Source organism: Streptomyces sp. Z26 (assembly GCF_003665095.1).
GTDB classification, from domain to species: Bacteria; Actinomycetota; Actinomycetes; order Streptomycetales; family Streptomycetaceae; genus Streptomyces; species Streptomyces phytohabitans.
The window spans coordinates 2,905,492-2,929,909 of the sequence record NZ_RCHV01000002.1; the positions used below are offsets into that span (position 1 = coordinate 2,905,492).

Annotated in this window: 22 protein-coding genes, 4 tRNA genes and 1 pseudogene; 16 read left to right on the forward strand and 11 right to left on the reverse strand. The window is 71.7% G+C overall.

The features are described from left to right. Positions 1-90: 90 nt before the first annotated feature. Positions 91-1,464 (forward strand): deoxyribodipyrimidine photo-lyase, encoded by a 1,374-nt coding sequence (locus D7M15_RS12850; RefSeq protein ID WP_121517636.1) that lies wholly within the window; start codon positions 91-93, stop codon positions 1,462-1,464. Positions 1,465-1,694: 230 nt separating this feature from the next. Continuing rightward, entirely contained in the window at positions 1,695-2,963 is a 1,269-nt protein-coding gene (gene tyrS, locus D7M15_RS12855) for a tyrosine--tRNA ligase (protein ID WP_121517637.1), read from the forward strand. A gap of 92 nt (positions 2,964-3,055) precedes the next feature. Here the strand turns inward: tyrS and D7M15_RS12860 are convergent. The 4 genes from D7M15_RS12860 to D7M15_RS12875 form a co-directional block, all read right to left on the reverse strand. Further along, positions 3,056-3,128, reverse strand: a tRNA-Lys gene (locus tag D7M15_RS12860). 73 nt (positions 3,129-3,201) lie between these two features. Further along, positions 3,202-5,154 carry a DEAD/DEAH box helicase gene (locus D7M15_RS12865; RefSeq protein WP_121517638.1) on the reverse strand — a complete coding sequence of 651 codons (1,953 nt, stop codon included), beginning with the start codon at positions 5,152-5,154 and terminating at the stop codon, positions 3,202-3,204. 614 nt (positions 5,155-5,768) lie between these two features. Beyond that, a complete protein-coding gene (locus D7M15_RS12870) occupies positions 5,769-6,518 on the reverse strand; it encodes a hypothetical protein (protein WP_121517639.1) in 750 nt (249 codons plus the stop codon). Positions 6,519-6,616: 98 nt separating this feature from the next. Next, positions 6,617-6,979 (reverse strand): metallopeptidase family protein, encoded by a 363-nt coding sequence (locus tag D7M15_RS12875; protein WP_206337361.1) that lies wholly within the window; start codon positions 6,977-6,979, stop codon positions 6,617-6,619. Between the two features lie 408 nt (positions 6,980-7,387). Between D7M15_RS12875 and D7M15_RS12880 the strand changes: the two genes are divergently transcribed. The 4 genes from D7M15_RS12880 to D7M15_RS12895 all read left to right on the forward strand — a co-directional run bounded on the left by D7M15_RS12880 (position 7,388) and on the right by D7M15_RS12895 (position 9,247). Then, positions 7,388-8,815, forward strand: coding sequence for a metallophosphoesterase (locus tag D7M15_RS12880; RefSeq protein ID WP_240649634.1), 1,428 nt, complete (start codon positions 7,388-7,390; stop codon positions 8,813-8,815). A 140-nt stretch (positions 8,816-8,955) separates the two neighbouring features. Further along, positions 8,956-9,028 (forward strand) — tRNA-Glu (locus D7M15_RS12885). A 43-nt stretch (positions 9,029-9,071) separates the two neighbouring features. Beyond that, positions 9,072-9,146: transfer RNA gene (locus D7M15_RS12890), tRNA-Asp, on the forward strand. A 27-nt stretch (positions 9,147-9,173) separates the two neighbouring features. Next, a tRNA-Phe gene (locus D7M15_RS12895) sits at positions 9,174-9,247 on the forward strand. 874 nt (positions 9,248-10,121) lie between these two features. On the opposite strand, the gene D7M15_RS12905 is transcribed toward D7M15_RS12895, so the two are convergent. Further along, complete coding sequence (locus D7M15_RS12905; protein WP_121517642.1) at positions 10,122-11,771, reverse strand: bifunctional NAD(P)/FAD-dependent oxidoreductase/class I SAM-dependent methyltransferase; 1,650 nt, start codon at positions 11,769-11,771, stop codon at positions 10,122-10,124. 173 nt (positions 11,772-11,944) lie between these two features. On the opposite strand from D7M15_RS12905, the gene rpmF reads away from it, so the two are divergent. The 3 genes from rpmF to D7M15_RS12920 all read left to right on the forward strand — a co-directional run bounded on the left by rpmF (position 11,945) and on the right by D7M15_RS12920 (position 14,217). Next, on the forward strand, positions 11,945-12,115 hold the full coding sequence (rpmF, locus tag D7M15_RS12910) for a 50S ribosomal protein L32 (RefSeq protein ID WP_121517643.1): 171 nt from the start codon (positions 11,945-11,947) through the stop codon (positions 12,113-12,115). Between the two features lie 7 nt (positions 12,116-12,122). Then, positions 12,123-13,310: a GTP-binding protein gene (locus D7M15_RS12915; protein ID WP_121517644.1), complete on the forward strand. Its 1,188-nt coding sequence runs from the start codon at positions 12,123-12,125 to the stop codon at positions 13,308-13,310. A 79-nt stretch (positions 13,311-13,389) separates the two neighbouring features. After that, positions 13,390-14,217: a class I SAM-dependent methyltransferase gene (locus tag D7M15_RS12920; protein ID WP_121517645.1), complete on the forward strand. Its 828-nt coding sequence runs from the start codon at positions 13,390-13,392 to the stop codon at positions 14,215-14,217. A 67-nt stretch (positions 14,218-14,284) separates the two neighbouring features. On the opposite strand, the gene rpsN is transcribed toward D7M15_RS12920, so the two are convergent. Continuing rightward, on the reverse strand, positions 14,285-14,590 hold the full coding sequence (gene rpsN, locus D7M15_RS12925) for a 30S ribosomal protein S14 (RefSeq protein WP_121517646.1): 306 nt from the start codon (positions 14,588-14,590) through the stop codon (positions 14,285-14,287). Beyond that, on the reverse strand, positions 14,590-14,826 hold the full coding sequence (gene rpmB / locus D7M15_RS12930; protein ID WP_121517647.1) for a 50S ribosomal protein L28: 237 nt from the start codon (positions 14,824-14,826) through the stop codon (positions 14,590-14,592). Before rpmB ends, rpsN begins: the two co-directional genes overlap by 1 nt. Before the next feature lie 66 nt (positions 14,827-14,892). On the opposite strand from rpmB, the gene rpmG reads away from it, so the two are divergent. The 6 genes and pseudogenes from rpmG to D7M15_RS29515 form a co-directional block, all read left to right on the forward strand. After that, complete coding sequence (gene rpmG, locus D7M15_RS12935) at positions 14,893-15,057, forward strand: 50S ribosomal protein L33 (RefSeq protein ID WP_121517648.1); 165 nt, start codon at positions 14,893-14,895, stop codon at positions 15,055-15,057. Between the two features lie 35 nt (positions 15,058-15,092). Beyond that, the gene (locus D7M15_RS12940; RefSeq protein ID WP_121517649.1) at positions 15,093-15,347 is read left to right on the forward strand and encodes a type B 50S ribosomal protein L31; all 255 of its coding nucleotides are present in this window, start codon (positions 15,093-15,095) and stop codon (positions 15,345-15,347) included. Beyond that, the gene (locus D7M15_RS12945) at positions 15,347-16,501 is read left to right on the forward strand and encodes a GTP-binding protein (RefSeq protein ID WP_121517650.1); all 1,155 of its coding nucleotides are present in this window, start codon (positions 15,347-15,349) and stop codon (positions 16,499-16,501) included. The genes D7M15_RS12940 and D7M15_RS12945 overlap by 1 nt, the downstream gene beginning before the upstream one ends. A 36-nt stretch (positions 16,502-16,537) precedes the next feature. Continuing rightward, entirely contained in the window at positions 16,538-16,774 is a 237-nt protein-coding gene (rpsR, locus tag D7M15_RS12950) for a 30S ribosomal protein S18 (RefSeq protein WP_121517651.1), read from the forward strand. 471 nt (positions 16,775-17,245) lie between these two features. Beyond that, positions 17,246-18,205: an ATP-binding protein gene (locus D7M15_RS12955; protein WP_121517652.1), complete on the forward strand. Its 960-nt coding sequence runs from the start codon at positions 17,246-17,248 to the stop codon at positions 18,203-18,205. Between the two features lie 79 nt (positions 18,206-18,284). Continuing rightward, a pseudogene (locus D7M15_RS29515) lies at positions 18,285-18,436 on the forward strand (hypothetical protein); the annotation flags it as partial. A gap of 79 nt (positions 18,437-18,515) precedes the next feature. On the opposite strand, the gene aztD reads toward D7M15_RS29515, so the two are convergent. From aztD to aztB, 4 genes are all read right to left on the reverse strand, one after another. After that, on the reverse strand, positions 18,516-19,718 hold the full coding sequence (aztD, locus tag D7M15_RS12960) for a zinc metallochaperone AztD (protein WP_121517653.1): 1,203 nt from the start codon (positions 19,716-19,718) through the stop codon (positions 18,516-18,518). Between the two features lie 78 nt (positions 19,719-19,796). Next, complete coding sequence (gene aztC / locus D7M15_RS12965) at positions 19,797-20,747, reverse strand: zinc ABC transporter substrate-binding protein AztC (protein WP_121517654.1); 951 nt, start codon at positions 20,745-20,747, stop codon at positions 19,797-19,799. Further along, positions 20,744-21,931, reverse strand: a complete 1,188-nt coding sequence (locus D7M15_RS12970; protein WP_276314487.1) for a hypothetical protein — start codon at positions 21,929-21,931, stop codon at positions 20,744-20,746. The genes aztC and D7M15_RS12970 overlap by 4 nt, the downstream gene beginning before the upstream one ends. Positions 21,932-21,996: 65 nt before the next feature. Further along, positions 21,997-22,893: a zinc ABC transporter permease AztB gene (aztB, locus tag D7M15_RS12975; RefSeq protein ID WP_121517655.1), complete on the reverse strand. Its 897-nt coding sequence runs from the start codon at positions 22,891-22,893 to the stop codon at positions 21,997-21,999. On the opposite strand from aztB, the gene aztA reads away from it, so the two are divergent. Beyond that, the gene (aztA, locus tag D7M15_RS12980) at positions 22,778-23,650 is read left to right on the forward strand and encodes a zinc ABC transporter ATP-binding protein AztA (RefSeq protein WP_121520711.1); all 873 of its coding nucleotides are present in this window, start codon (positions 22,778-22,780) and stop codon (positions 23,648-23,650) included. The genes aztB and aztA overlap by 116 nt on opposite strands. The last annotated feature ends 768 nt before the right edge of the window (positions 23,651-24,418 follow it).

Genomic DNA, 24,418 nt, shown 5'->3' on the forward strand with positions numbered 1-24,418 from the left:
GCGGCGAAGTACGCTGTTCCGGCATTACCGGCACCCGCGTCCCCCACCGACCCGGTGCCCCGCCCCCACCACCCCCGGAGACGTGACGCCTTGTCCGTGTCGATCGCCCTGTTCACCGCCGACCTGCGGCTCCACGACAACCCGGTGCTGCGTGCCGCGCAGCGCGACGCCGACGAGGTGGTGCCGCTGTTCGTCCGCGACGAGGGCGTGCGCGCCGCCGGGTTCGACGCGCCCAACCGCCGCGCCTTCCTCGCCGACTGCCTCCACGACCTGGACGCGGGCCTGCGCGCACGCGGCGGCCGACTCGTCGTCCGCGAGGGCGACGCGGTCGCCGAGACCTGCCGCGTAGCGCACGCCACCGGCGCCCGCGACGTGCACGTCGCCGCCGACGTCAGCGGCTTCGCCCACCGCCGCGAACGGCGGCTGCGCGAGGCCCTGGAGGCCGACGGCAGGCGGCTGCACGTCCACGACGCGGTGACCTGCGTACTGGCGCCCGGCGCCGTCACCCCGCAGGGCAAGGACCACTTCGCGGTCTTCACCCCGTACTTCCGGCGCTGGGAGGGGGAACGCCCGCGCGACGTGCTCCCCGCGCCCCGCGCCGTATCCGTACCGGAGAGCGCCGAGTCCGGCGCGCTGCCCGCCCGTTCCGACGTGGCGGACGTGTCGCCGCGGCTGGCGCCCGGCGGCGAGGACGAGGGGCGGGAGCGGTTCCGGCGGTGGACGAGCGACGGCGTCGACGCGTACGAGGACCGCCACGACGACCTCCCCGGCGACGCCACGTCGCGGCTCTCCCCGCACCTCCACTTCGGCACGCTGTCCGCCACGGAGCTGGTGGCGCGATCCCGTTCGCGCGGCGGGGCGGGCGCGGAGGCGTTCGTACGGCAGCTCGCGTGGCGCGACTTCCACCGGCAGGTGCTGGCGGCGCGGCCCGCCGCGTCGTACGCCGACTACCGCACGCGGCACGACAGTTGGCGGCGCGACGAGCGGGCGGCGACGGCGTGGCGCGAGGGGCGTACGGGCTACCCGGTCATCGACGCCGCCATGCGGCAGCTGCGCGAGGAGGGCTGGATGCACAACCGCGCACGGCTGCTGACCGCCAGCTTCCTCACCAAGACGCTCTACGTCGACTGGCGCGTCGGCGCCCGCCACTTCCTCGACCTGCTCGTGGACGGCGACATCGCCAACAACCAGCTCAACTGGCAGTGGACGGCCGGGACCGGCACCGACACCCGCCCCAACCGCGTGCTCAACCCGCTGACCCAGGCCAAACGCTTCGACCCGGACGGCGGCTACGTGCGCCGCTACGTCCCCGAACTCGCCGCGACCGACGCCCTCCGGGGCGGCAGGGTGCACACCCCCTGGAAGCTGCCGGCCGAGGAGCGCCGCGCGCTGGACTACCCGGAGCCGATCGTCGACCTCACCGACGGCCTGAACCGCTTCCGGGTGGCGCGCGGCCTGGACTGACCCGCGGGCGTACGGGCGCGGGCGCGGGGAGCGTACGGGCGCGGGCGCGCGGGGCGTACGGCCACCCCGGCCGTTCCCGGCGCCCCGGCCACCCCCGGCCGCCCCCGGAAACGCGGAGGCCGCCGCCGGGCGCCGCACCCTAGACTGGCCGTCCGGGCGCGGCACCCGGCCCGGCCGATGCCGTGGACCCGTACACCCCACCCGTACACCCACCCAGGAGGCACAGGACCGTGACGGCCATCGTCGACGAGCTGGCATGGCGCGGGCTCATCGCCCACTCCACTGACGAGGAAGCACTGCGCAAGGCGCTCGCGGACGGCCCCGTCACCTTCTATTGCGGCTTCGACCCGACCGCGGCCAGCCTGCACGTCGGCCACCTGGTGCAGGTGCTCACCATCCGCCGCCTCCAGCAGGCCGGGCACCGGCCGCTGGCGCTCGTCGGCGGCGCGACCGGCCACATCGGGGACCCGCGCCCCACGGCGGAACGCACGCTGAACGACTCGGACACCATCGCCCGGTGGGTGCTCCGGCTGCGCGCGCAGATCGAACCGTTCCTCTCCTTCGAGGGCGACAACGCCGCGACCATGGTCAACAACCTGGACTGGGCCGCGGACATGACCGTCATCGGCTTCCTCCGCGACATCGGGAAGCACTTCCGGGTCAACAAGATGCTCACCAAGGACTCCGTCGCCCAGCGCCTCGCGTCCGACCAGGGCATCAGCTACACGGAGTTCAGCTACCAGCTGCTCCAGGCCATGGACTTCCTGGAGCTGTACCGGCGGTACGGCTGCACCCTCCAGACCGGCGGCAGCGACCAGTGGGGGAACCTCACCGCCGGGCTCGACCTGCTGCACCGGCTGGAGCCGGACGCCGTCGCGCACGCGCTGTCGACACCGCTGATGACGAAGGCGGACGGCACCAAGTTCGGCAAGACGGAGACCGGCACGCTCTGGCTCGACCCGGAGATGACCACGCCGTACGCGTTCTACCAGTTCTGGCTGAACACCGACGACCGCGACATCTCCCGTTACCTGCGCATCCTCTCGTTCAAGTCCCGTACGGAACTGGAGGAGTTGGAGCAGCTGACCGAGGAACGGCCGCAGGCACGTACCGCGCAGCGCGCGCTCGCGGAGGAGCTGACCACCCTGGTGCACGGCGCCGATCAGTGCGCCGCGGTGATCGCCGCGTCGCGGGCGCTGTTCGGACAGGGCGACCTGCCCGGTCTCGACGAGGCCACCCTGGCCGCCGCGCTCTCCGAGCTGCCGCACGCCCGTACCGACGAACTCGGCCCGGTCACCGACCTGTTCGCCGAGGTCGGGCTCGTCGCCAGCAAGTCGGCCGCGCGCCGCACGGTGAAGGAGGGCGGCGCGTACGTGAACAACGCCAAGGTCACCGCCGAGGACGCCGTCGTCACCCGCGACGACCTGCTCCACGGCCGCTGGCTGGTGCTGCGGCGCGGCAAGCGGAACCTGGCGGCGATCGAGTACACCGGCGCCTGAACCCGCGCACGCGCGGCGGGGCCACAGCCCGCCCGCCCCGCACGACGAGGAGCCCGGGACGACACGAGGTCGTCCCGGGCTCCCGTTCGCGGTAGGCCGTGTGGGACTCGAACCCACAACCAACGGATTAAAAGTCCGGTGCTCTGCCAATTGAGCTAACGGCCCGCCCCCGCAGCATAGCCCGCCGCGGGCCGCCCCTCGAAGGCATTGTGCCTTGTCGGCGCGGGGTTCTCAGCCGTCAGCCGTTGCGCTTCCAACGGGGCTTGTCCGTACGGCGGTCCATGCCGCGCCCGGCGCCGTCACGGTTGAACGAGCCCGTGGTGCCGCTGCGGTGGTCGTCGCGACGGTGGTCGTCACGACGGCCCTGCGGGCCGCGGTCGTTGGTGTCGCGGCGGTCGCGGCCGTACGGGCGACGGTCGTTGTCGCGGCGGTCGTCACGGCGGAAGCCGCCCCGCTCGCCGCCGCCCTCGCGCCGGTCCCGGCCGTACGGCCGGGCGCCGCCACGGGCGCCACCGCCGTCACCGCCGCGCTCGTCGCGCCGGACGTACGGGCGGCGCTCGCCGCGCGCGTCGTTGCCGCGCGGCCCGCGGCCCTCGCCGCCACGGAACCCGCCACGGTCACCGCGGTCGCCGCCGTGGTCGCGGCGCTCGTACGAGCCGCGCTCGTCACGCCGTTCGCGGTCCCGCTCCTCCTGCTTGCGCTCGCGCCGCTCCGCGCGCCGACGCTCCGCGGCGGCCTCGGCCTCGGCCTCGGCGGCCAGTTCGGCCGCCAGCGCCTCCGCCGCCTGGGCCAGCGCCTCGTCCGGGTCGTCGCCGCGCTCGCGGGCGGCGCGCACGGTCAGCCGGTCGGCCTCCTCGCGCAGCTCCGTCGCGTGCCGCTGCGCGCGCTCCAACTGCCGCTCCAGGTCCTTGACCTCGCGCTCGGCCTGCCGCGCGGTGTTCGCCGTCGACTCGGCCTGCACCTCGGTGAGGGAGCGGGCGCCGGTGATGCGCGCCACGTCGTCGTCGAAGACGTCGCCGCGCCCGATGATGTGGCGCGAGGCGTCCACGCCCGCGTCCTCCATCAGCCGGAAGATCTGCCGCCGCTGGTGCGGCAGGGCCAGCGACACGACGGTGCCGGACTCGCCCGCCCGCGCCGTACGGCCGGAACGGTGCAGGTAGTCCTTGTGGTCGCCCGCCGGGTCGACGTTCAGCACCAGGTCGATGCCGTCGACGTGGATGCCGCGCGCGGCGACGTCCGTCGCGACCAGGGTGTTGACCTGGCCGCCCTTGAAGTCGTCCAGGGTGCGCGTACGGGCGCCCTGCGTCATGCCGCCGTGCAGCGCGTCGGCCTTCACGCCGGACTCGCGGAGCTGCTCGGCGACGCGGTCGGCGCCGAGCTGGGTGCGGACGAAGATGATCGTGCGGCCCTTGCGCGCCGCGATCGCCGCCGTGACGGGCGCCTTGTCGCGCGGCTTCACGACCAGCACGTGGTGCGTCATCGTCGTGACGGCGCCCTGTGCGGCGTCGACCTCGTGGCTCACCGGGTCGACCAGGTAACGCGAGACGAGGGTGCCGATCTCCTTCTCCATCGTGGCGGAGAAGAGCATGCGCTGGCCGCCCTGCGGGATGAGGTCGAGCAGCTCGATGACCTCGGGCAGGAAGCCCAGGTCGGACATCTGGTCGGCCTCGTCGAGGACGGCGACCTCGACGTCGTCGAGGGAGCACGCGCCACGGTTGACCAGGTCGCGCAGGCGGCCGGGCGTGGCCACCAGGATGTCGACGCCGCGGTCGAGCGCGTACATCTGGTTGCTCATCGAGGTGCCGCCGCAGACGACCTTGAACTTGAGGCCGAGCGTGTCCCCGTACGGCTGGAGCGCGTCGGACACCTGCATCGCCAACTCGCGGGTGGGCGTGAGGATCAGGCCGCGCGGGCGGCGCTTCGCGGTCTGGCCGCCGGCCAGCCGGGTCAGCAGGGGCAGGCCGAACGAGAGGGTCTTGCCGGAGCCGGTACGGCCGCGGCCGAGGATGTCCTTGCCCGCCAGCGCGTCCGGGATGGTCGCGGCCTGGATGGGGAAGGGGGTGGTGACGCCGTTCTGGGCGAGCTTGGCGACGAGCTGCTCGGCGAGACCGAGGTCACCGAAGGTGACGGTCTTCTCGTCCTCGGGCAGCTGGTCCTCGGGCAGGACTGCGTCAATGGCGGAAACGGACATGCGAAATGTGAACCTTCCGGAGTCACGGCACGCGCCCATAACTCCGTGTTGCACACACGATCGCCTCAGTGCGATCAGGCCACGGCTGGAAAGGAACGCGCCACACGGCGCGCTCTGCGATGGCGCCGGGCAAATGGGATCAAACGATCTACCACCATACGCACCCCAGGCCGTAGTGCGCAAATGACCTCTCACGCGCCGGAGCGGTCCCGGCGCGCGTCCCCGTCCCCGTACCGTACCCGCCTCGACGGCTGCGCCGCAGGTCGGGCCGTACGGGGAGGGGTGACGCGTACGGGGGCGGGTGGCGCGGGGGGCGCCGGGGGGGCGGTGGACCGTCACGGAATGTGGTGACGATCACGGTGCGGACGGGCGCGGGCTCGCGCGGACGGCGGGCACGGAACGGGCACCGGGGCCGTACGGGGCGGCGTACGGCGGGGACCGTCGGAGCGTCAACCGCCTTACGGGCGCGCGCCCTTGCCCGTACGCGCCCCGCGCACCCCCGTCCGCCCGCGCGCACACCGCACCGCACGCCCGCGCACGCCACCGGGGGCTCCGGGGCTGCGGGGCTGCGGGGCTGCGGGGCTGCGGGGCTCCGAGGTTCTGGGGCTCCGGGGTCAGCCCGCGCCCGACGTGCCGCCCGCACCGGCGTCCCCGCCGCCGGACGACGGGTCCGGCGGGGGCGTGTCCGTCGGCACCGGCGGGTCGACGGGCGGCGACGGCTGCGGGCCGTCACCCCCGGACCCGCCGCTGCTCGCCGTCGGCCCGGAGCCCGGGGGCTGCGCCGTCGACCCGCCGGACGCGGCTCCGCCGTCGCCGCCACCGTTCGCCGCGCCGCCGCCCCCGCTCGTACCGGCCGCCGCACCCGTACCCGAGGCGCCGTCCGTACCGCCGCGCCGTCCGCCGTCCTCCCCGGCGCCGCCCTCGCGCGCGCCCCCGTCCGCGTCGGCGCCCCGGCTCCCGGCGCCGCCGTGGCGCGCCCCTCCGGCGCTCTCGCGCGCGCCGGGCCCGTGCCCGAAGTCCGGGTGCCAACGACCGTCGCGGTGCCGCACCGTGCTGGACGGGGCGTCCACGCGGCGCGCGTCGTCGCGGACGTCGGGCGCCGTACGGGCGGGGCGTCCCTCCGCGTCCGCCTGCCGGTCGCCGCCCCCGCCGACGGACACGCAGCCGGTGGCGGTGGCCGCCACCACGAGCGCGGCACCGACGACCGCGGCGAGCCGGACGGCACGGCCGTACGGACGCGCGTGCGTACGGACGCGGGTACGGACGTCGGTACGGGCCGCGGCGGGCGCGGTGGCGGCGCGTACGGCCGGGAGGGGAACGGTTTCGTCGCTTCGGGCACGGGTTCGGGCACGGGCTCTGCGCACGGCGGGACCTCCGGGGCTGCGGCGCGGATGCGGGCCTCCTGCCCAACTCCCGCCGTCAGCCGGAGGACACGCGCCGCGGTGGGACGCGCGCCGGGCGGTCAGCCGTAGCCGAGGGCGTGCAGGCGCTCGTCGTCCATGCCGAAGTGGTGCGCGATCTCGTGCACGACCGTCACCTCGACCTCCTCGACGACCAGTTCGCGGTCGCCGCCCTCGGCCGCGACCATGCGCAGCGTCGGGCCGCGGTAGACGGTGATCCGGTCCGGCAGCACCCCGGCGTACCACTCGCCGCGCTCGGTCAGCGGCGTCCCCTCGTACAGGCCCAGCAGTTCCGGGTCCTCGGGCGGTGGCTCCTCCTCGACGAAGACGGCCACGTTGTCCATGAGCCGCGTCAGTTCGGGCGGAATCCGGTCGAGGGCCCGGGACACCAGTTCCTCGAACTCCTCACGCGTCATCTCCAGCACCCGCCCATTGTCGGTCACCCGGCCCCGGAGGCGCACCGCCCGTACGCCACACCATGCCGCGCGCCTCCACGCGGTGCCGTACGCCGCGCGCCCCGCGCGGACGCCCGTACGGGCCCGCGCGCGTCCCGCTCCCCCACCCGGGGGCAACGGGCATGAATCCACGCGGCACAGGGCATACGGGGCGACATGGCCGGAAGGCAAGGAAGGCATCCGCTCCCGTCCCTCCAGACCGCCACCGCCCGCACCACCCGCACCGCCCGTACCGCGTTCCGCGCCGCCCGCTCCGCCGCGCACGCCCTGACCGCCCGCGCGGGACGCCGTACGGACGCCCGGCGCGCGACGGCGCGCGCTCCCGCGCCCGCCCTGTCCCTGGCCCGCGCCCCGCACCCGTTCGTGCGCGCCCTGGGGATGGCGGCGGTGGCGCTGCTCGGCGCGTACCTCGGCCTGCTGGTCGTCGGCAACGTCCGTACGACCGTCGGGCCGATGGAGACGACGATGACGCTGCGCCCGTCGTTCACCGGCGGCACGAAGATCAACGTGTCGCCGCTCGGCTCGCTGCGCCTCCAGAGCCACTACGCGCCCGTACGTCTCGACGTGGACGTCGACCAGCTCGACCCCGTGCGCTCGACCGCGCTCGTCGACCACCCGGAACGGCTGGAGGGTCTGGAGGAGGAGGTCGCCCGGGACGTCGTCGCGGGCACCGCCGACCTGGCGCTGCGCTCCGTCGTCGCCGTGGTCTCCGGCGCGACGGCGCTCGGCCTCGTCGTCTACCGGCGCCCGGGGCGCGCGCTCGGGGCGGGCGGCCTCGCGCTGGCGCTGCTGGTGGCGTCGACGGCCACGGCGGTCGCGACGTGGAACCCGAAGTCCGTACTGGAGCCGAGGTTCACCGGGCTCCTCGCCAGCGCCCCGTCCGTCGTCGGGGACGCCCGCAGCATCGTCACCGACTTCGACGTGTACCAGCAGGAGCTGGCCCGCCTCGTCACCAACGTCACCAAGCTCTACGAGGCGACGTCCACCCTCCCCGCGTACCAGCCCGACCCGGCCACCACCCGCGTCCTCCACGTCTCCGACATCCACCTCAACCCGGCGGCGTGGAGCATCGTCAGGTCGCTGGTCGAGCAGTACCGCATCGACGTGATCGTCGACGCGGGCGACACCATGGACCACGGCACCGCCCCCGAGAACGGCTTCCTGGAACCCGTCCCCGACCTCGGCGCCCCGTACGTCTGGGTCCGCGGCAACCACGACTCGATCGAGACGCAGGAGGCGATGCGGAAGCTCGGCCGCGACGTGCACGTGCTGGACGACGGCAGCCCCATCGACGTGGCGGGCGTACGGTTCGCGGGCATCGGCGACCCGCAGTTCACCCCGGACCGCTCGGTGGAGTCCGAGGAGGACGCGGTCGAACGGGCCGCCGGCGACGAACTCGCCTTCGCCCTGCGGCGACAGGAGGCCGCGGGCACTCCCGTCGACATCGCCGTGACGCACAATCCGGTGGCCGCGCGCATGACCGACGGCCGGGTGCCGCTCGTACTCGCCGGGCACACCCACAAGCGCGACAACGACGTACTCCCCCACGGCACCCGCCTGATGGTCGAGGGCACCACCGGCGGCGGCGGCCTACGGGCGGTCGAGGGCGACGAACCGCAGAAGGTGCAGGCGTCCGTCCTCTACCTCGACCAGAGGTCGCACCGGCTCCAAGCCTGGGACGAGATCACGCTCGGCGGCCTCGGCCTCACCACGGCGGAGGTCAGCCGCCACCTGCCGGGCGACGTCCGTCCCGGCTCGTCCCCGTCCCCCTCGCGGTCGCCGTCCGCGAGCGGGGACGAGGGGTGAGAGCGGGGACGGCGAGCCGCGGAACGGAGTGCGGACAGGGGTCCGGACGGGTCACGCGAAGGTGTTTTGGCGATCCGTCGCGGCATCGCCTATGCTTCTTACGTCCCCGAGGCGCCGCGAGGCGCCCAGGTGGGCCATCAGCCCTCATCGTCTAGTGGCCCAGGACGCCGCCCTTTCAAGGCGGTAGCACGGGTTCGAATCCCGTTGGGGGCACGCAAAACATTGCACACGCGAATTTTGTCGCTTGTGTAAATCTGGTCCTGTGGAGCAGTTTGGAGTGCTCGCCACCCTGTCAAGGTGGAGGCCGCGGGTTCAAATCCCGTCAGGACCGCTTGCAGATCACTCAGGTGAACTGCCTGGCTGGGTAGCTCAGTTGGTACGAGCGATCGCCTGAAAAGCGATAGGTCGCCGGTTCGACCCCGGCCCCAGCCACACCCAGGGAACGTCCCGGACGGCACGCCGTCCGGGACGTTCTCGTTGCCTGCCCGGGCAAAGAGCGCGCCCGGCCGCAATCGCGCTTCCCGGGCTTTGCGTGCTGACACGGTGCTGACACGTCAGCACCGAGCCGCAGCGGTTCCGGGCTGCCGAGACCGCTTTCTCCCGCTTAGAACCCGTGCTACTTCAACTGCGACGCATGCCGCCCTGTCAGGCCGGAGCAGGGTGACGGTGGGGCCCGGGCACGGGTGGTCCGCTCTGAGAAGCGGTCTGCGAACGGGTGCCGACGACGAGGATGGCCGTGGCCTGCCGGGCCAGAACCCCGGCCAAGGGATCAGCGCCTCTGCGTGACCCTCACGTACCTGGACAGGCAGATCGCGGAAACCGGCACGGTCGGCATCTACCTGCGCTGTCAGCAGGACGCCACACGGGACCGCGCTCACTCACGCCGAGCAGCCGACACCCAGGCACGGAAGAGCCTTTGGGAGCGGAAAGAAGTAGCACCCTCGGGCTTTGGCTGCGCGCACCGTGCCCACGTCTGGCGGGCCGTCCGGCGCATCGGGTAAGCAACTACACCGCCACGGGCGGCACCCCCACCGTCCTGTTCGACAGCGGCAACGACCTCCCGGACTCGCTGTCCGTGAACACGGGCGCCCACACTCACGTCAAATGGGGCTTCGACGGGGCGGGCACCTACAAGGCCACCTTCCAGGTCACCAACTGACCCCGGGCCGGCGCCGCCTGATGGTCCGCGGCGACGGCCCGCTCCGTTCACTGCCGCCCGGTCCGATCCCTCCGTGAGAGCGTGCGACCGGGCCGCCCGCACGAGGGAGCCTCGACCTCTCGACGCTCCGAGTCCCCGTCAGTCGCGTCAGGGGGTTCGTCGCGTCGCACGCAAGACCACGTCACGGACGTGGTGGGTGCTCGCCGCACCGGCCGGCCGATCCCGTGTCTCGTGGGTCTCGACCTGCCAAGTGGCGGGGTCCGCGGCGAGTGCGGCGGCGATCTCGTCGACCCCCACGAACGCCTCCGGGTCGTACATGCGGGTCTCGGCCGCCACGTCCACCGGGGCCTGCAGGGGGGTGAGGTCGTGGTGCACGACCAGCAGGGTGCCGCCGGGGGCGACGGCCGCCAGGAGGCTGCGCAGGCCGCGCTGGTCGGGTGTGCGCTTGAACGATCCGTACTGCAGGGAGACAAGGTCGAACGTCTCAGCGCCGAAGGGCACCGGATCGTTCGCGTCGCCTCGCACCAGTTCGACGGCGAGCCCCCGCCGTGCGGCCTCGCCGCGCACCCGGGCGAGGGCGTTGCCGGAGATGTCGGTGGCGGTCACCTGCCAGCCCCGCTCGGCCAGCCACAGGGCGTCGGCGCCCTCACCGGTACCGACGTCGAGCGCCCGCCCGGCGGCCAACGGGGAGACCTCGTGGACGAGGGTGCCGTTGGGGTTGCCGCTCCACGCCCGCTCGGCGCCCGCGTAGCGCTGATCCCAGTCGCCCTCCTCGCCCGAGCGCCGTACGGCCGCGCTCAGGTCCTCGTCGGCGAGACTGAAGGCGATCATGGCGCCGACCTGGCTGCCCTGGGCGGCCGAGGGCAGCACCTGCAGGCTCGGGTCGGTGACATTGCCGGCCGCGTAGACGCCCGGAACGCCGGTCTCGCCGCGCGCGTCGACCGCGAGGACGTCACCGGCGCCGGTCGGATGCGGCGTGGTGGCGAGTCCGACACCGGTCAGCGACTCGGCGCGGGCCCGGAAGCGCGGGCCGACCACGACGGCGTCCGCGTCGAGGACCCGTCCGTCGGCGAGCTCGACGCCGGACACCTCGCCGTCCGGTCCGGTGAGCACCCGGCGGGCCGCGTCGTGCGCGAGGGTGACGCCGGAGGCGGCGAGCGTTTCGAGGGCCTTCTCGTCGAGCCCTTCCGGGTCGTGCAGGACGACGGTCAGCCGGTCGGTGAGGTGTCGCAATAGCGGGGTCGGGTGCAGTCCGAGCGGGTGCGAGACGATCTGCGCCAGGCGTCGGTCGCGGACCTCGAAGCCGTGGCAGAACGGGCAGTGCACGACCCCGCGCCCCCACTGCTCGGCCAGACCCTCGATCGCGGGAAGTTCGTCGGACAGACCGGTCGCGGCGAGAACGCGGCGGGCCACCAGCGTGTGACCGCCGGTGAGGTCCAGACGGAACCGGCCGTCGTCAGCACGGCGCACCCCCAGGACCCTGCCGGGGAGCACCTCCCCTCCGTAGGCCCGGACCTCCGCCCGCCCGATTCCCATCAGGTCGTCGGGCGCCGCCCCCTCGTGCCCCAGGTAGCCGTGCATGTGCGCGGCCGGAGCGTTGCGCGGCGTGCCGTCGTCCACCAGGACGACGCTGCGCCGCTGGCGGGAGAGCTGCAGAGCAGCGGCCAGACCTGCGGCCGAGCCGCCGATCACGGCGACATCGGCATGGCGTTCCAGTACGGGATGCGAGGCGTGGCCGGACTTCGGCGCACCCTCGCGATGGGCTGCTCGTGGAGTCTGCGTGGAGTGTTCGCTCATGAGGCCGACGATACAGAGAATGGCCATACCGGCAAGAAAGCTTGCGGTATCAGCAAGATTTACGGGTGGACTCGCGCACCCTCCGCAACCGTCCGCCATCCTATTCTTAACGACATCCATTTTCATGTATGGTCGACAGCGCTCACCCTTCAAGCCCAGCACCGGAGATCCCTATGGCCGTTCCGAAGCGCAAGATGTCGCGCAGCAACACCCGTCACCGTCGCGCGCAGTGGAAGGCGACGACGGCGCAGCTGGTGACGATCACCGTGGACGGCGTGCCGTACCGGGTGCCGCAGCGCCTGGTCAAGGCGTACGAGCGCGGCCTGCTGCACCCCGTGGACTGATCCCGCCATGACCACCGCCTCGCCGCCGCGCCTGCCCGTCACCGTCCTGTCGGGATTCCTCGGCGCCGGAAAGACCACCCTGCTCAACCATGTCCTCGCCAACCGCGAGGGCTTGCGTGTCGCCGTCATCGTCAACGACATGAGCGAGGTCAACATCGACGCCACCTTGGTGCGCGGCGGCGAGGCGGCTCTGTCCCGGACCGAGGAGCGGCTGGTCGAGATGACCAACGGGTGCATCTGCTGCACCCTGCGCGACGACCTCCTGGAGGAGGTGGACCGCCTGGCCCGGGAGGGTCGCTTCGACTACCTGCTCATCGAGTCGTCCGGCATCTCCGAGCCCATGCCGGTGGCGGCCACCTTCGCGTTCGCCCGCGACGACGGCGCGACCCTGGGCGATCTGGCGCGTCTGGACACGATGGTCACCGTCGTGGACGCGGCGGGTCTCCTGCCGGAGCTGGCCTCCGGCGACGAGCTGGTCGAGCGGGGGCTCGACCAGTACGAGGACGACGAACGCACGGTCAGCGACCTGCTCATGGACCAGATCGAGTTCGCCGACGTCCTCGTGCTCAACAAGCTCGACCTCGTGGACGAGGACACCGCGGACCGCTTGTGTGCCACCCTCGCCCGTCTCAACCCGGCCGCCCGCGTCCTCCGCGCGGTGCGTGGCCGCGTGCCCGTCGCGGAGATCCTCGGCACCGCGCGTTTCGATCTGGAGCGGGCGCAGCAGGCTCCGGGCTGGGTGCGGGAGCTGAACGGGGATCACGTACCCGAGACGGAGGAGTACGGCATCTCCTCGACCCTGTTCCGTTCCGCCGCCGCCTTCCACCCGGGCCGGCTGTGGACATTCGTCACCGAGGCCCTGGACAGCGGGGCGTACGGGCAGGTGCTGCGTTCCAAGGGGTTCTTCACTCTCGCCACCCGGCCCCGGGTGACGGGTCTGTGGTCACAGGCCGGTGCGGTGGCCCGCTTCGAGCCCTCCACCGCACGGGACACCGACCACCCGTACGCGCAGGAACTCGTCTTCATCGGGACCCGGTTGGCGAAGAACGCGCTGCGAGCGTCCCTCACCGAGTGCCTCCTGCGGGACGGAGAAGCACCGCCCGTGTCCGATCCCTTCCCGGCCTGGGACACCTACGGGTTCGACGAGAGCTGCGCACACGAGCACGATCCCCTCGTCAGCGTGACGAGGCAGTGAGACTCCGGGCCGGACGGTGGTCGCAGCCACGGCACCGTCCGGCCCGGTGCACACCCACCAATGTCAGGGAGGACCGCTCATGGCGAAGTACGAGCCGCACCTGGGAACGGTGCAGGAAACCCTTCTCATCCCCCTGTACGCCCGCGCCGTCGACCATCGCGAACAGCAATCGGTACTCGGGGACGAGCGCGCCGAGGAGATCGCCTCCTCCCTCGACTACGACTTCACCCGCTTCGACGGACTTCCCAGCCTCTCCGGCGTACTGCTGCGCAGCCTGCTGTTCGACCACTGGGTACGGGACTTTCTGGCGAAGGCACCGGACGCGACGGTGGTCGAGATCGGCGCGGGGCTCAACACACGCTACGAGCGCGTGGACAACGGTCGCTCCCGGTGGTTCGAACTGGACCTGCCCGACGTGATCGAGCTCCGCCGCCGACATTTCTCGGACAGCTCGCGCCGCACCATGCTGGGCGTCTCGGTCACGGACCGGGCCTGGCCGGTGGACGTCGTCTCACACTCCCAGGGCCCCTACCTGCTGGTCGCCGAGGCCGTACTGCCGTTCCTCGACGAGCCCGAGGCGCGCGGGGTCTTCGATCTCCTGGCCGAGCACTTCCCGGGTGCGCTGCTCGCCCTCGACACCGCGGGGCCGGGCTTCTTCGACAACCAGGACGAGCACGACGCCCTGAGCAAGGTGCAGGCCCGGATGAACTGGTACTGCCCGGACCCCGCCGACCTGGCCGACTGGCTCCCCGGGCTCAAGGTGATGGCCTCCCACGCCGTCACCGACCTGCCCACACCCGTGATGAACCAACTGCCGCAGCGCTACCAGGAGTTGGTGGCCGCTATCAGCGCACAGCACCTCCCCCAGGTCGACGGATACCGCCTCAACCTCGTACGGCTGCCCTGAACCCCGCGGCACGGCGGAGCGGCGGGCCAGTGCACGGCGGCCCGCCGCTCGCCGCCGATCCCGCCTGCTACCAGGAGGACTTGGTGATACCGGGCAGGAAGCCCGCGTGCGCCTGCTCCCGCATCCGCACCCGGGACAGGCCGAACTTCCGCAGGTGACCACGTGGTCGGCCGTCCACGCTGTCGCGGTTGCGGACTCGTGTCGCGCTGGCGTTACGGGGCTGTCGGCGCAGCTCGGCCACCGCCTCCGCGCGTTCGGCGTCGCTGGAAGACGACCGGCGGATGATCTCCTTCAACTCCGCCCGCCGGGCCGCGTAGCGCTCCACGGTCGCCTTGCGCTTCTCGTTCTGCGCGATCTTGCTCTTCTTGGCCATCAGACCTTCTTCCCGCTGGCACGGATCCGGGCCACAGCCGCCTCGATCCCGATGCTGTCGACCGTCTTGACGCCCTTCGCGCTCAAGGTCAGCCGCACGTACCGGCCTTCGCCAGCCAGCCAGTAGCGCTTGCGCTGGATATTGGGGTCAAAGCGCCGGGAAGTGCGCCGATGGGAGTGGGAGATGGAGTTGCCGAAGCCCGGCTTCGCACCGGTCAGTTGGCAGTGGGCGGACACGTACTTGCCTACCTCTCGTCAGACAGCGGCTTTGGAAATGAAAACCGTTCCCATATAGTACCTGTCATGGCACGCAACGAGCTACGCCCGATCGTCAAGCTCCGCTCCACCGCGGGCACCGGCTACACATACGTCACGCGCAAGAACCGCCGGAACAACCCCGACCGCCTGGTGCTGCGCAAGTACGACCCGCTGGCCCGCCGCCACGTCGACTTCCGCGAGGAACGCTGACCGTCCGCCGTCGGAAACGAACCGAAGGACCCACCATGAAGCCCGGAATCCACCCCGCGTACGGCCCCGTCGTCTTCCGCGACCGCGCCGCGAACCACGCGTTCCTCACGCGCTCGACGATGACGAGCGACAAGACCGTCGAGTGGGAGGACGGCAACACCTACCCGGTGATCGACGTCGAGATCTCGAACGTGAGCCACCCCTTCTACACCGGCACCGCCCGCGTCCTGGACACCGCCGGCCGGGTCGAGCGCTTCGAGCAGCGCTACGGCCGACGCAGGGCCAACTGATGCCGTCCGACGGCGCGTTGCCCGTCGTCGTCGTCGCCGGACTGCACGGCGACGCCCGGCGGACGGTCGTCGACCACCTCCTGCGCACGGTGATCGGCAGTGTCGCGCTCCACCACGACCTGTCCACCGCGGTGGACGGCAACGTGGCACGCGAGATCCGCGACGCCTCCGGCGTACTCTCACGCGACACAGCGCCCCTGGTCAACGACTGCGCCTGCTGCGCCCTGCGCGAGGATCTCGTCCCGGAGCTGGAACGCCTCGCGGATGGCGGCCTCACCCGGCTGGCCGTCGTCGAGCTGTGGGAATCCGTCGAGCCCAAGGCCATGGCCGAGGTCGTCGTACAGCACGGCGGTGAGGCCGTCCAGCTCACCAACGTGATCACGGCGGTGGATCCGGCGCTCGTCCTCCCCTGTCTCGCCAACGGCGACGACCTCGCGGAAGCGGGGCTCGCCGCCGCGCCGACCGACCAACGCACCGTCGGCGACACCTGGGCGAGGCAGCTGGAGTACGCGGCCGTCCTCGCCGTCGTGGAGAGCGCCGAGGCCGACGACACGGACCGTGCGCTGCTCACGCAACTGCACCCCACCGCGCTCCAGGTGGACGCCGCGTCCCCCGAGCTCACCGAGCAGGCATTCGCCGGGTTCGACGTCGAGGCGGCCGCGGCGGCCCAGCACCCGGCCTGCGCGCTGCTTCCCCAGGAGGCGGACGCGGCGGGAGTGACGACGTTCGTGTGGCGCAGCCACCGCCCCTTCCACCCCGAGCGGCTCTACGAGGCCCTGGAGGACCTGTGCTGCGCCGCCGCCCGCAGCCGCGGGCGGTTCTGGCTGGCCGACCGGCCGGACACCCTGCTGGCCTGGGAGGCGGCGGGCGGGGCGTTGTGCGTGGACAGCGCCGGCCCCTGGCTCGCCTCACTCCCGGACGCCGCCTGGGAGTTGGTACCGCCCGTCCGTCGGGCCGCCGCCGCACTCGACTGGCACCCCGAGCACGGCGACCGCTGCCAGCACCTCGTGTTCACCTCACCGGCGCTCGACAGCGACGGCCTCGCCCACGTCCTCGAAGCCTGCCTGCTCACCGACGCCGAGTACGCGGCGGGACCGGAGGCCTGGAAGCGCCTGCCGCCCGCATTCGACTCGCTGCTCAATCCGGTCGCCTGACCCGGCGTCCCTTTTCCGTATCGCACAAGGAGTGCCATGCCTCCCCGTCAAAGCCCCCGCAAGCCGCTGAAGACCCGCCCCAACCCGCTGGACGCGGCCGGGATCACCTACATCGACTACAAGGACACGGACCTGTTGCGGAGGTTCATCTCCGACCGCGGCAAGATCCGCAGCCGCCGGGTGACGCGCGTCTCGGCGCAGCAGCAGCGTCAGCTGGCCCGTGCGATCAAGAACGCCCGGGAGATGGCGCTCCTGCCGTACTCGGCCCGATAGACCCGGTCGACCCGATCGAGAGAAGCGCCAGGGAGAAGAACTCCGTGTCGGCGGGGGCGCATTTTCCGCTTCACCCGGCGAGGGCGACGACCTTGAGGCCGCCGGCATCCCGCGATATCTCACGCAGTGGATCATGCGAACCCTTATGGCGCAGAGCCTCGTTCGACTCCGCACTACGCGACACCATCACCCCGTGCGGACACGACCGCACGGCGCTCCGCAAAGCCTCCTTTGGCCCTGGCGTCCGGCTCCTGACAGGCACCCGCTGGCCACCAGAGTGAACGGGCGGCCTCGGAGGGTGCGTCCGGCGTCGTTCGCACTCGCATTGGACTCCTCGTTGGGGACGTCTCATCTGCCTGCGGCGTCAACTGGTCTCGCAGCAGAGCCGGTTGCGGGCGCGGCGATTTGACACCGCCTCTCCATCCCCCCAACCTATGCACATGACATTCATTTCCAGTAGGAGTGACTGAAATGCGCGTAGCTTTCGTGGGCAAGGGCGGCAGCGGCAAGACCACCCTGTCCGCCCTGTTCAGCCTTCACCTTGCCCAGCAGGGAGCTCCGGTGGTCGCCATCGACGGCGATATCAACCAGCACCTCGCATACGCACTCGGGCTCGACGAGGACGAGATCTTCACCGCGCCGCCGCTCAGCGCCAGGACCGCCGAGATCAAGGACTACCTGCGGGGCACCAATCCGCGGATCCCGACCGCCGACGCCATGGTCAAGACGACACCCGCCGGCCGCGGCTCCCAGCTACTCCGCCTGCTCGGCGAGGACGAGATCCACGCCCACCACGTACAGGAAGTGGCAGGGGTGCCCTTGATGATCACCGGCGCCTTCGACGAGAACGACCTCGGGGTGGCCTGCTACCACTCCAAACTGGGCGCGGTCGAGATGTACCTCAACCATCTCGTCGACGAGGCCGGGGAGTACGTGGTCGTCGACATGACAGCGGGGGCAGACGCGTTCGCCTCTGGCCTGTTCACCCGTTTCGACATGACGTTCCTGGTGGCGGAGCCCACCCTCAAGAGCGTGTCCGTTTACCGCCAGTACCGCGACCACGCGGCGGAGTTCGGAATCCCGGTGGCCGTCGTCGGCAACAAGGTCACCAACGAGGACGACCTGCGCTTCCTGCGCACCCACGTGGGCGAGGACCTGGTTGCCCACTGCGAGCTGTCCCCCCACGTCCGCCATCGCGAACAAGGACGCTCACAAGGCACGTTGGAACAGCGGAACGTTCGCACCCTGGAGCAGTTGCGATCCGCCGTCGACGCTCGCTCCAAGAACTGGACCGCTTTCCAGGAGCACGCCGTCGACTTCCATCTGCGCAACGCCGCGGCCTGGGCCAACTCCGCCACCGGCCAGGACCTCACCACTCAGGTCGACCCGGACTTCCGGCACGGCCCCGAGGCCTTCACCCCCGTTGCCTGATCCCGTACCTCCCTCCCGGCCGGACACAGACCACGGTACGGAACACCACCTCGTGTGGCTGAACGTCTCCTCGCAGCTCTTGGCCGACGCCCAGAACGACCGCGTACGGGAGCAGGACTTCGTGGCTCGCCGGGCGAACTTCGCGACGACTCGGCGGAGTTCGCGGACAACCAGACTCCGCCGCCCTCCGAGAAGGAACTCGGCGAGCTGCTGCGCGCCCTGTCCAGCGACGTGAAGCGCCCCCGCGCGAGCGGGGGCGCCCCGGACAGACGGGCTGCTGACTCGAGTTGCCTGCCCGTCCGGCTTCGGCTCAGTGGCCTTCCACTGTTCCGGACAGCTCGTTGGTGCCCTTCGGCAGCGTCACGGACTTCAGTTTCTCACCCGAGTCGAGGTCGAAGGAGTGCAGCTTCCGCTTGGCCGGGTCGGAGACGTAGGCGGTGTGGTCGCGCACGAACAGGGTGGGCCGGGGCTGCTGCCAGTCCAGCGGCTCCTGCCACTTGCCGACGGCCTCGATCCGCTTCTCGATCTTCCCGGTGGCCGGGTCGATGACGTGCAGGACACCGTTGGTGCCGAGCACCAGGGCCTCGCCGTGGGGGCCCCGGGCCAGCGAACGGAAGGAGTAACTGGTGCCGAGGTCGACCAGCTTCATCTTCTCCTTCTCGGTGTCGATCAGCGATACCCGGGTGGGACGTTCCAGCTCGGCCTCCGGGTCGGTGAAGTAGTCGCCGAGCAGCACCGGGGAGTGGTCAGTGCCCGCCTGGGTGCCGACCGCTCCGTACTCGTCGGGGCTCTCCACCTTGGTGAACTCACCGTTCTTGAAGAGCAGGACGCCGTCCTCGCAGCCCAGGCCGACCACCTCGTTCTCGGCCGCCGCCTCCCCGTGGACTCCGGGGCACTTCTCGGAGCGTGCGATCTCCTTGTTGCCCTTGTCCAGGGCAAGGGCACCGGTGCGCTTCTCCTCGGTGCCCAGGGTGCTGACCAGTTCGCCGTTGGTGAGCTCGATCGCGACGCCGTGGTGTGCCTCGGCAGAGGTGTAGTCGCGGGTCTCGGGCTTCTTGCCGTCGGCGAGGTGCGCCGGGTCGAAGGCGTGGACCTCGCCCGTACCGTCGGTGAACAGTACGGTCTTCCCGCCGTGCCGTACGACGTGTCCCGGCTTGGCCCCCTTGAACTCCGTGTCCGTGAAGGCCGCCTGGGCCGCGTCGAAAAGGCGGAAGCCGCTGTCGGTGGAGACGACGACGTGGTCCTTGTCGCCCGCCGGGTTGACCCGATTGAAGCCGGGCAGCTCCACGGTCCGCTCCAGCTTCAGGCTCTCGCCGTCGAGGACGTACAGGCCCCCGTCGTACGAGGCGACCAGCGGAGCGTGGACGGGGGCGGAGGCGCTGTCCTTCTTCTTGTTCTTCTCCTCGGCGCCGGACGGGGAGTCGTCCTCGGTGCCGCAGGCGGTCAGCGCCATCGAAGCGGCGAGGACGAAGACTGTTCCCGTGAGCGCTCCGGCGCGTGTCGACCTGATCATTGCGTGTCGTTCCTCTCCGGCCCTGGGGGCGCGGGTCGTGGGTGGTGCGGTCGGCCTGTGCGGGTCGGCCGCGGGTGTTCAGCCACGGCTCAGGCCCTTGGTCATGGCCGTCGTATTGGCGCGCATCATTTCCAGGTAGGTGCCGGCGCCCTTGCCCTTCGCCGTCAGCGACTCGGAGTACAGGGGGACCACGGCCACGTCCCCGCCCATCTCCTTTCGCAGGACTTCGGCGAGGCGGGTGGGCTGGGAGGAGTCGGCGAAGACGGTGCGCACGTGCGCGTCGTCCATGGCCTCGGTCAGTGAGCGCAGGTCCGAGGAGCTCGGAGAGGCGAGCGTCGTGCCGCTGGGGATCACGGCGCCGACCACCCGGAACTCGAACCGGTCGGCGAGGTAACCGAAGACGTGATGGTTGGTCACCAGCGCGCGGCGCTCCCGGGGGATCTTCGCGAAGGACTTCTCCATCCAGGTGGTCAGGTCGTCGAGCCGGCCGTCGTATCGCTCGGCGTTGGCCCGTACGGCCTCCTCGTCCACCCCGTCCACGTGCTCGACGACCTGGTCGGTGATCTCCTCGGCCGCCTTGCGCACCCGGTCGGGGTCGGTCCAGAAGTGCGGGTCGGGCTCACCGTCCCCCTGCTCGACGCCGCCCAGCGAGGCGATACGGAAGGTGAGCGGGTCCGCCGCCTCACCCGCCGCGAAGGTGGCCACGCCCGACTCGCGCGCCGCGGCCACGTGCCGTAGCACGTTCTCCTCCAGCCCGAGTCCGTTGTGCACGACGAGGTCCGCGTTCTCCAACTCGGCGGCTTGGACGGCCGAGAGGCCGAAGGAGTGCGGGTCGGCGTTGGGCTTCATCAGGACGGTGACGTCCGCTTCGTCGCCGACGATCTGCCGGGTGATGTCGCCGAGGATGTTCGTCGTCACCACTACTTGGGGCCGGTCGTCCTCCGCCCCGCAGCCCGTCGCCGTCACGGCGACGAGCAGGGCGAGGACCACCGCCGACGAGGCCCGCTTCCGCACGCCGCGCGCCGTCATCGGCCCGTCTCCACCATCAGTGCGGGCCGGATGTCGAGGGCGAAGGTGCGGGCCACCCGTAGGTCGTCGTTGTAGTCGATCTCGTGCACACGTTTGCCTTCAGGGTCGTTGAGATAGGCACGGCTCCGGTCGACCTCGATCACCGGCGCCGGGCCCTCACCGGCGACGGTCCGTGGGGGATTTTTCAGCAGCCGCGGTGTGGCCCCGGTCTCCTTGCCGGTCGCGATGTCGTAGCCGTGCAGGGCTCCGTCGGTCTCCAGCACGACCAGCGGCGTGCCCTCGCCCGCGGTGTTCGCGGTGACGACGGGCCCGGTACGGATGCGGGTCCACCTGCTCTCGGTGACGTCGAGCACCCAGACGGCACGCGCGCCCGCGGTCGCCGTGAGCGTGCTGCTGCCAGGTCGGAGCCGGAACGCCCGCGCGCGCTCCGCGGCGGGCACGTCCTCGCCGTAGGGGATCTTGCGCGCGGTGAGCTCACCGTCCTGCTCGTGGATCAGCAGGGCTCCGTCGGCGCAGCCCAGCACGGCTCCTCTGCGCGTCACCGCATCGCCCCGGGGGTCTCGGCACGTGGCCTTCGGCGTGTCGACGGCCTTGCCCGAGCGGTCGAGCACGGCCAGTTCGGCAGGGGCGTCGTCTCCCCCGGTGAGGGCGATCAGATGCTCGGCGTACGGGACGACGGCACCGGCGTAGCCGCCCGGGAGCTCGACGGGTGAACCAAGTCGGGCTTCTTCCAGATCGGCCCGGCGGTACACATCGGCCCGTCCGTCCGCGCCCGTGGCCACGGTGACGCCCGCGTCGCTGCGAATCGTCACGCGGCGACCGTCGGGCATTTCGCCCACCTGCCGGATCTTCGCCCGGTAGTAGTGCACATGATCGCCGTGGTCGACCATCCACGCACCGCTGTCGAGCACGTGGACACCGTCCGGCGTGTGGAAGTAGCCGAAACGGCCGTCGGTGGTGAGGGCCGAGGCGTCCGGTCGGCGGTCGGTGTGGTGCACCTTGCCGGTGATCAGGTCGAGGACTCTCGTCTCCCCGCCCGCCGGATCACCGAGCAGAAGCCGGGACTGCTGCTCGGCGGCCTCCGACGCGCCTTCGACGTAGCCGTGCGGCGTGGCGGCGGAAGAACCGCTCCCCGACGGGGACTTGGAGTCATCGCTCTGACCGGTGCACCCGCCGACGAGCAGGATCGCCGCGGCCGTGGCCGCCGCCGGGCCTATGAGCTTGTTTCGGACAGGCAAGGGGGATCGCCTCAGGTTTCGGTCGGCTGAAGGGCAGATGCGTGTGCGGTGTCGGCGAGTGGTCGCACGGTCCGCGGTCCGGGGCGCGCGGTGTGGCGACGCCGGAGTCCGGAAGCCAAGTGGGACAAGAAGAAGAACCCGACGGCGAGCCCCGAAACCGTCGCACCGGCGGCGGTGCTCAGGTGCCAGGACAGCAGGAGCCCACCGAACGTGGCGGCCGACCCGATGGCCGCGGCCAGGGCCATGACACCGCCCACGCTCCGGGCCCAGGGCAGAGCGGCCGCCGGCGGAGCGATCAACAGACCGAGCACGAGCAGTGTCCCGACGACGTGGAAGGACGCGACGATCGCCAGGGCCAGCAGACCGAGCAGCACCGCGTGCGCGAGGCGCGGCCGCAGGCCGAGCGTGCCGGCCTTGCGCTCGTCGAACGCCAGGGCCAGGAAGGCCCGGTGCCCGACTGTCGCGACGCCAGCCGCCAGGAGCAGGGCCACCACCAGGAGGAGCAGGTCACTTTCGCGCACGGCAAGGACGTCCCCGAAGAGGTAGCCGGTCAGATCCACCGCGAACGACTGCGATCTGGACACGATGACGACGCCGAGCGACAGCATGCCGACGAACAGCAGCCCGATGCCCGTGTCCTGCGAAAGACGCGGGGTGCGGCCGAGGACGGTGACGCCGGCCGTCATCACGGCCGCGCTCACCGCCGCGCCGAGCAGCAGGTTGCCCCCGAGCAGCGCGGCGACCGCGACGCCCGGAAGCAGCCCGTGGGACATGGCGTCACCGAGGAAGGCCATGCCACGCAGAACCACCCAGGTACCCGCGAGTGCGCAGACCGCCGACACCAGAACCCCGGCCCACAGGGCCCGTTGCACGAAGGCCACCTCAAAGGGGGCCGTCAACCACTCCATACGAAGACCATACAATGACAATCATGTTCAAAAAGACCCTCCACTGCCCGCGGACGACGGAACAGCGAGCGAGCGCATACGTTTCCGCGGACTGTGCGCGGGCTATCCCGGGCGCCCCGTGCTCCATCAACTGAGCGCCGCTGTACCGGCGTTGGCGATGACGGCTGTCGTCGGCCCCAACGGCAGCGGGAAGTCCACGCTGTTGGGGGTCCTGTCCGGGGTGATGACCGCCACGTCCGGGTCGGTGCTCCGCGCTGCGGGCTCCCCTCCCGCTTTCGTGCCGCAGCGGGGAGCCGTCGGCGACGCTCTGCCCCTCACGGTCCGGCAGACGGTCGAGATGGGGCGCTGGGGCGAGCGGGGGCTGTGGCGACGCCTCACGGCGGAGGACCGCGAAGTGGTCGACCGGTGCATGGAGCAGCTGGGCATCGCCGATCTGGGACGCCGCCAGCTCGGCGAACTGTCCGGAGGGCAACGTCAACGTGCCCTCATCGCACAGGGATTGGCGCAGCAGTCCGATCTGCTGCTCCTGGACGAACCGACCACCGGCCTCGATCCGCAGGCTCAGGCGGGCATTATGTCGGTCCTGGCCGGTCTGGTCGCCGACGGCACCACCGTCGTCCAGGCCACGCACGACCTCCAAGCGGCCCGATCGGCGGATCACTGCCTGCTCCTTGCCGAGGGGCAATTGGTCGCCGAAGGCGATCCAGGTCGGGTCCTGCACCCCGAGACCTTGTCCCGGGTGTGGCAACCGACCTGAGCAGACCCGTCCCACCAGAACGGGCCGCTCTTCGAGAGCGTTCCGCCCCTACTCCGTACGACGCCTCACCAGGCTGAGCGTTCCCGGCGCCGGCGAAGGTGCGGCGGCAGCCCGCCACCGGCATCCGAGGCACGACAGCCGACGCAGCGAGCAGCACCGTGAGCAACCCGGGACCGAGCAGTACAGCCGAGGACTGCTGGTTCTTCTTCGGCGGGATCTCCAGTACCGGCCACGCCTCGTTCAGGGCCGCCTCGCGGCCGGGCAGGACTCGAACCGGCACGGTGCCGGGCCACCTGTGCGGGTACCAGCTCGCGCACGGCGTCATCCCTCGACTCGGCTGGGGAACCGACAACCCAACCGTCTGTCACACCTGCGACAACCGCTCCTGCCAGCAACCGACACGCCTACGTCTGGGCACGCCAGCGGAGAACAGAGCGGAATGGTTGACCCGCCGTCGAGACCCGAGCAGTCCGCTGGCTGATCTCCGTGACCCAGCCGGCCGTTCGCGCGCCATCGGCGAAGCCATACGGAACGGACTCGCGGACGGCACGCCCCGGCCGCAGACGGCCCTCCGTATCCGGACAGCAACGGCGGCGGGCCGCCCTCTGAGCCTGTGGTGAGCCCGCCGTCTCAACGGACCGCCACAAGCTAACTGGCCGTTGAAGGCACTGAAGTGGCCCACGCCCATCTCACGCGCGGGACAGGACGGCGCTCCGGGAACGCCCCGGCCGGGCCTCGGGAGTGCCCCTGCGTACTCCGGCCGGAGTA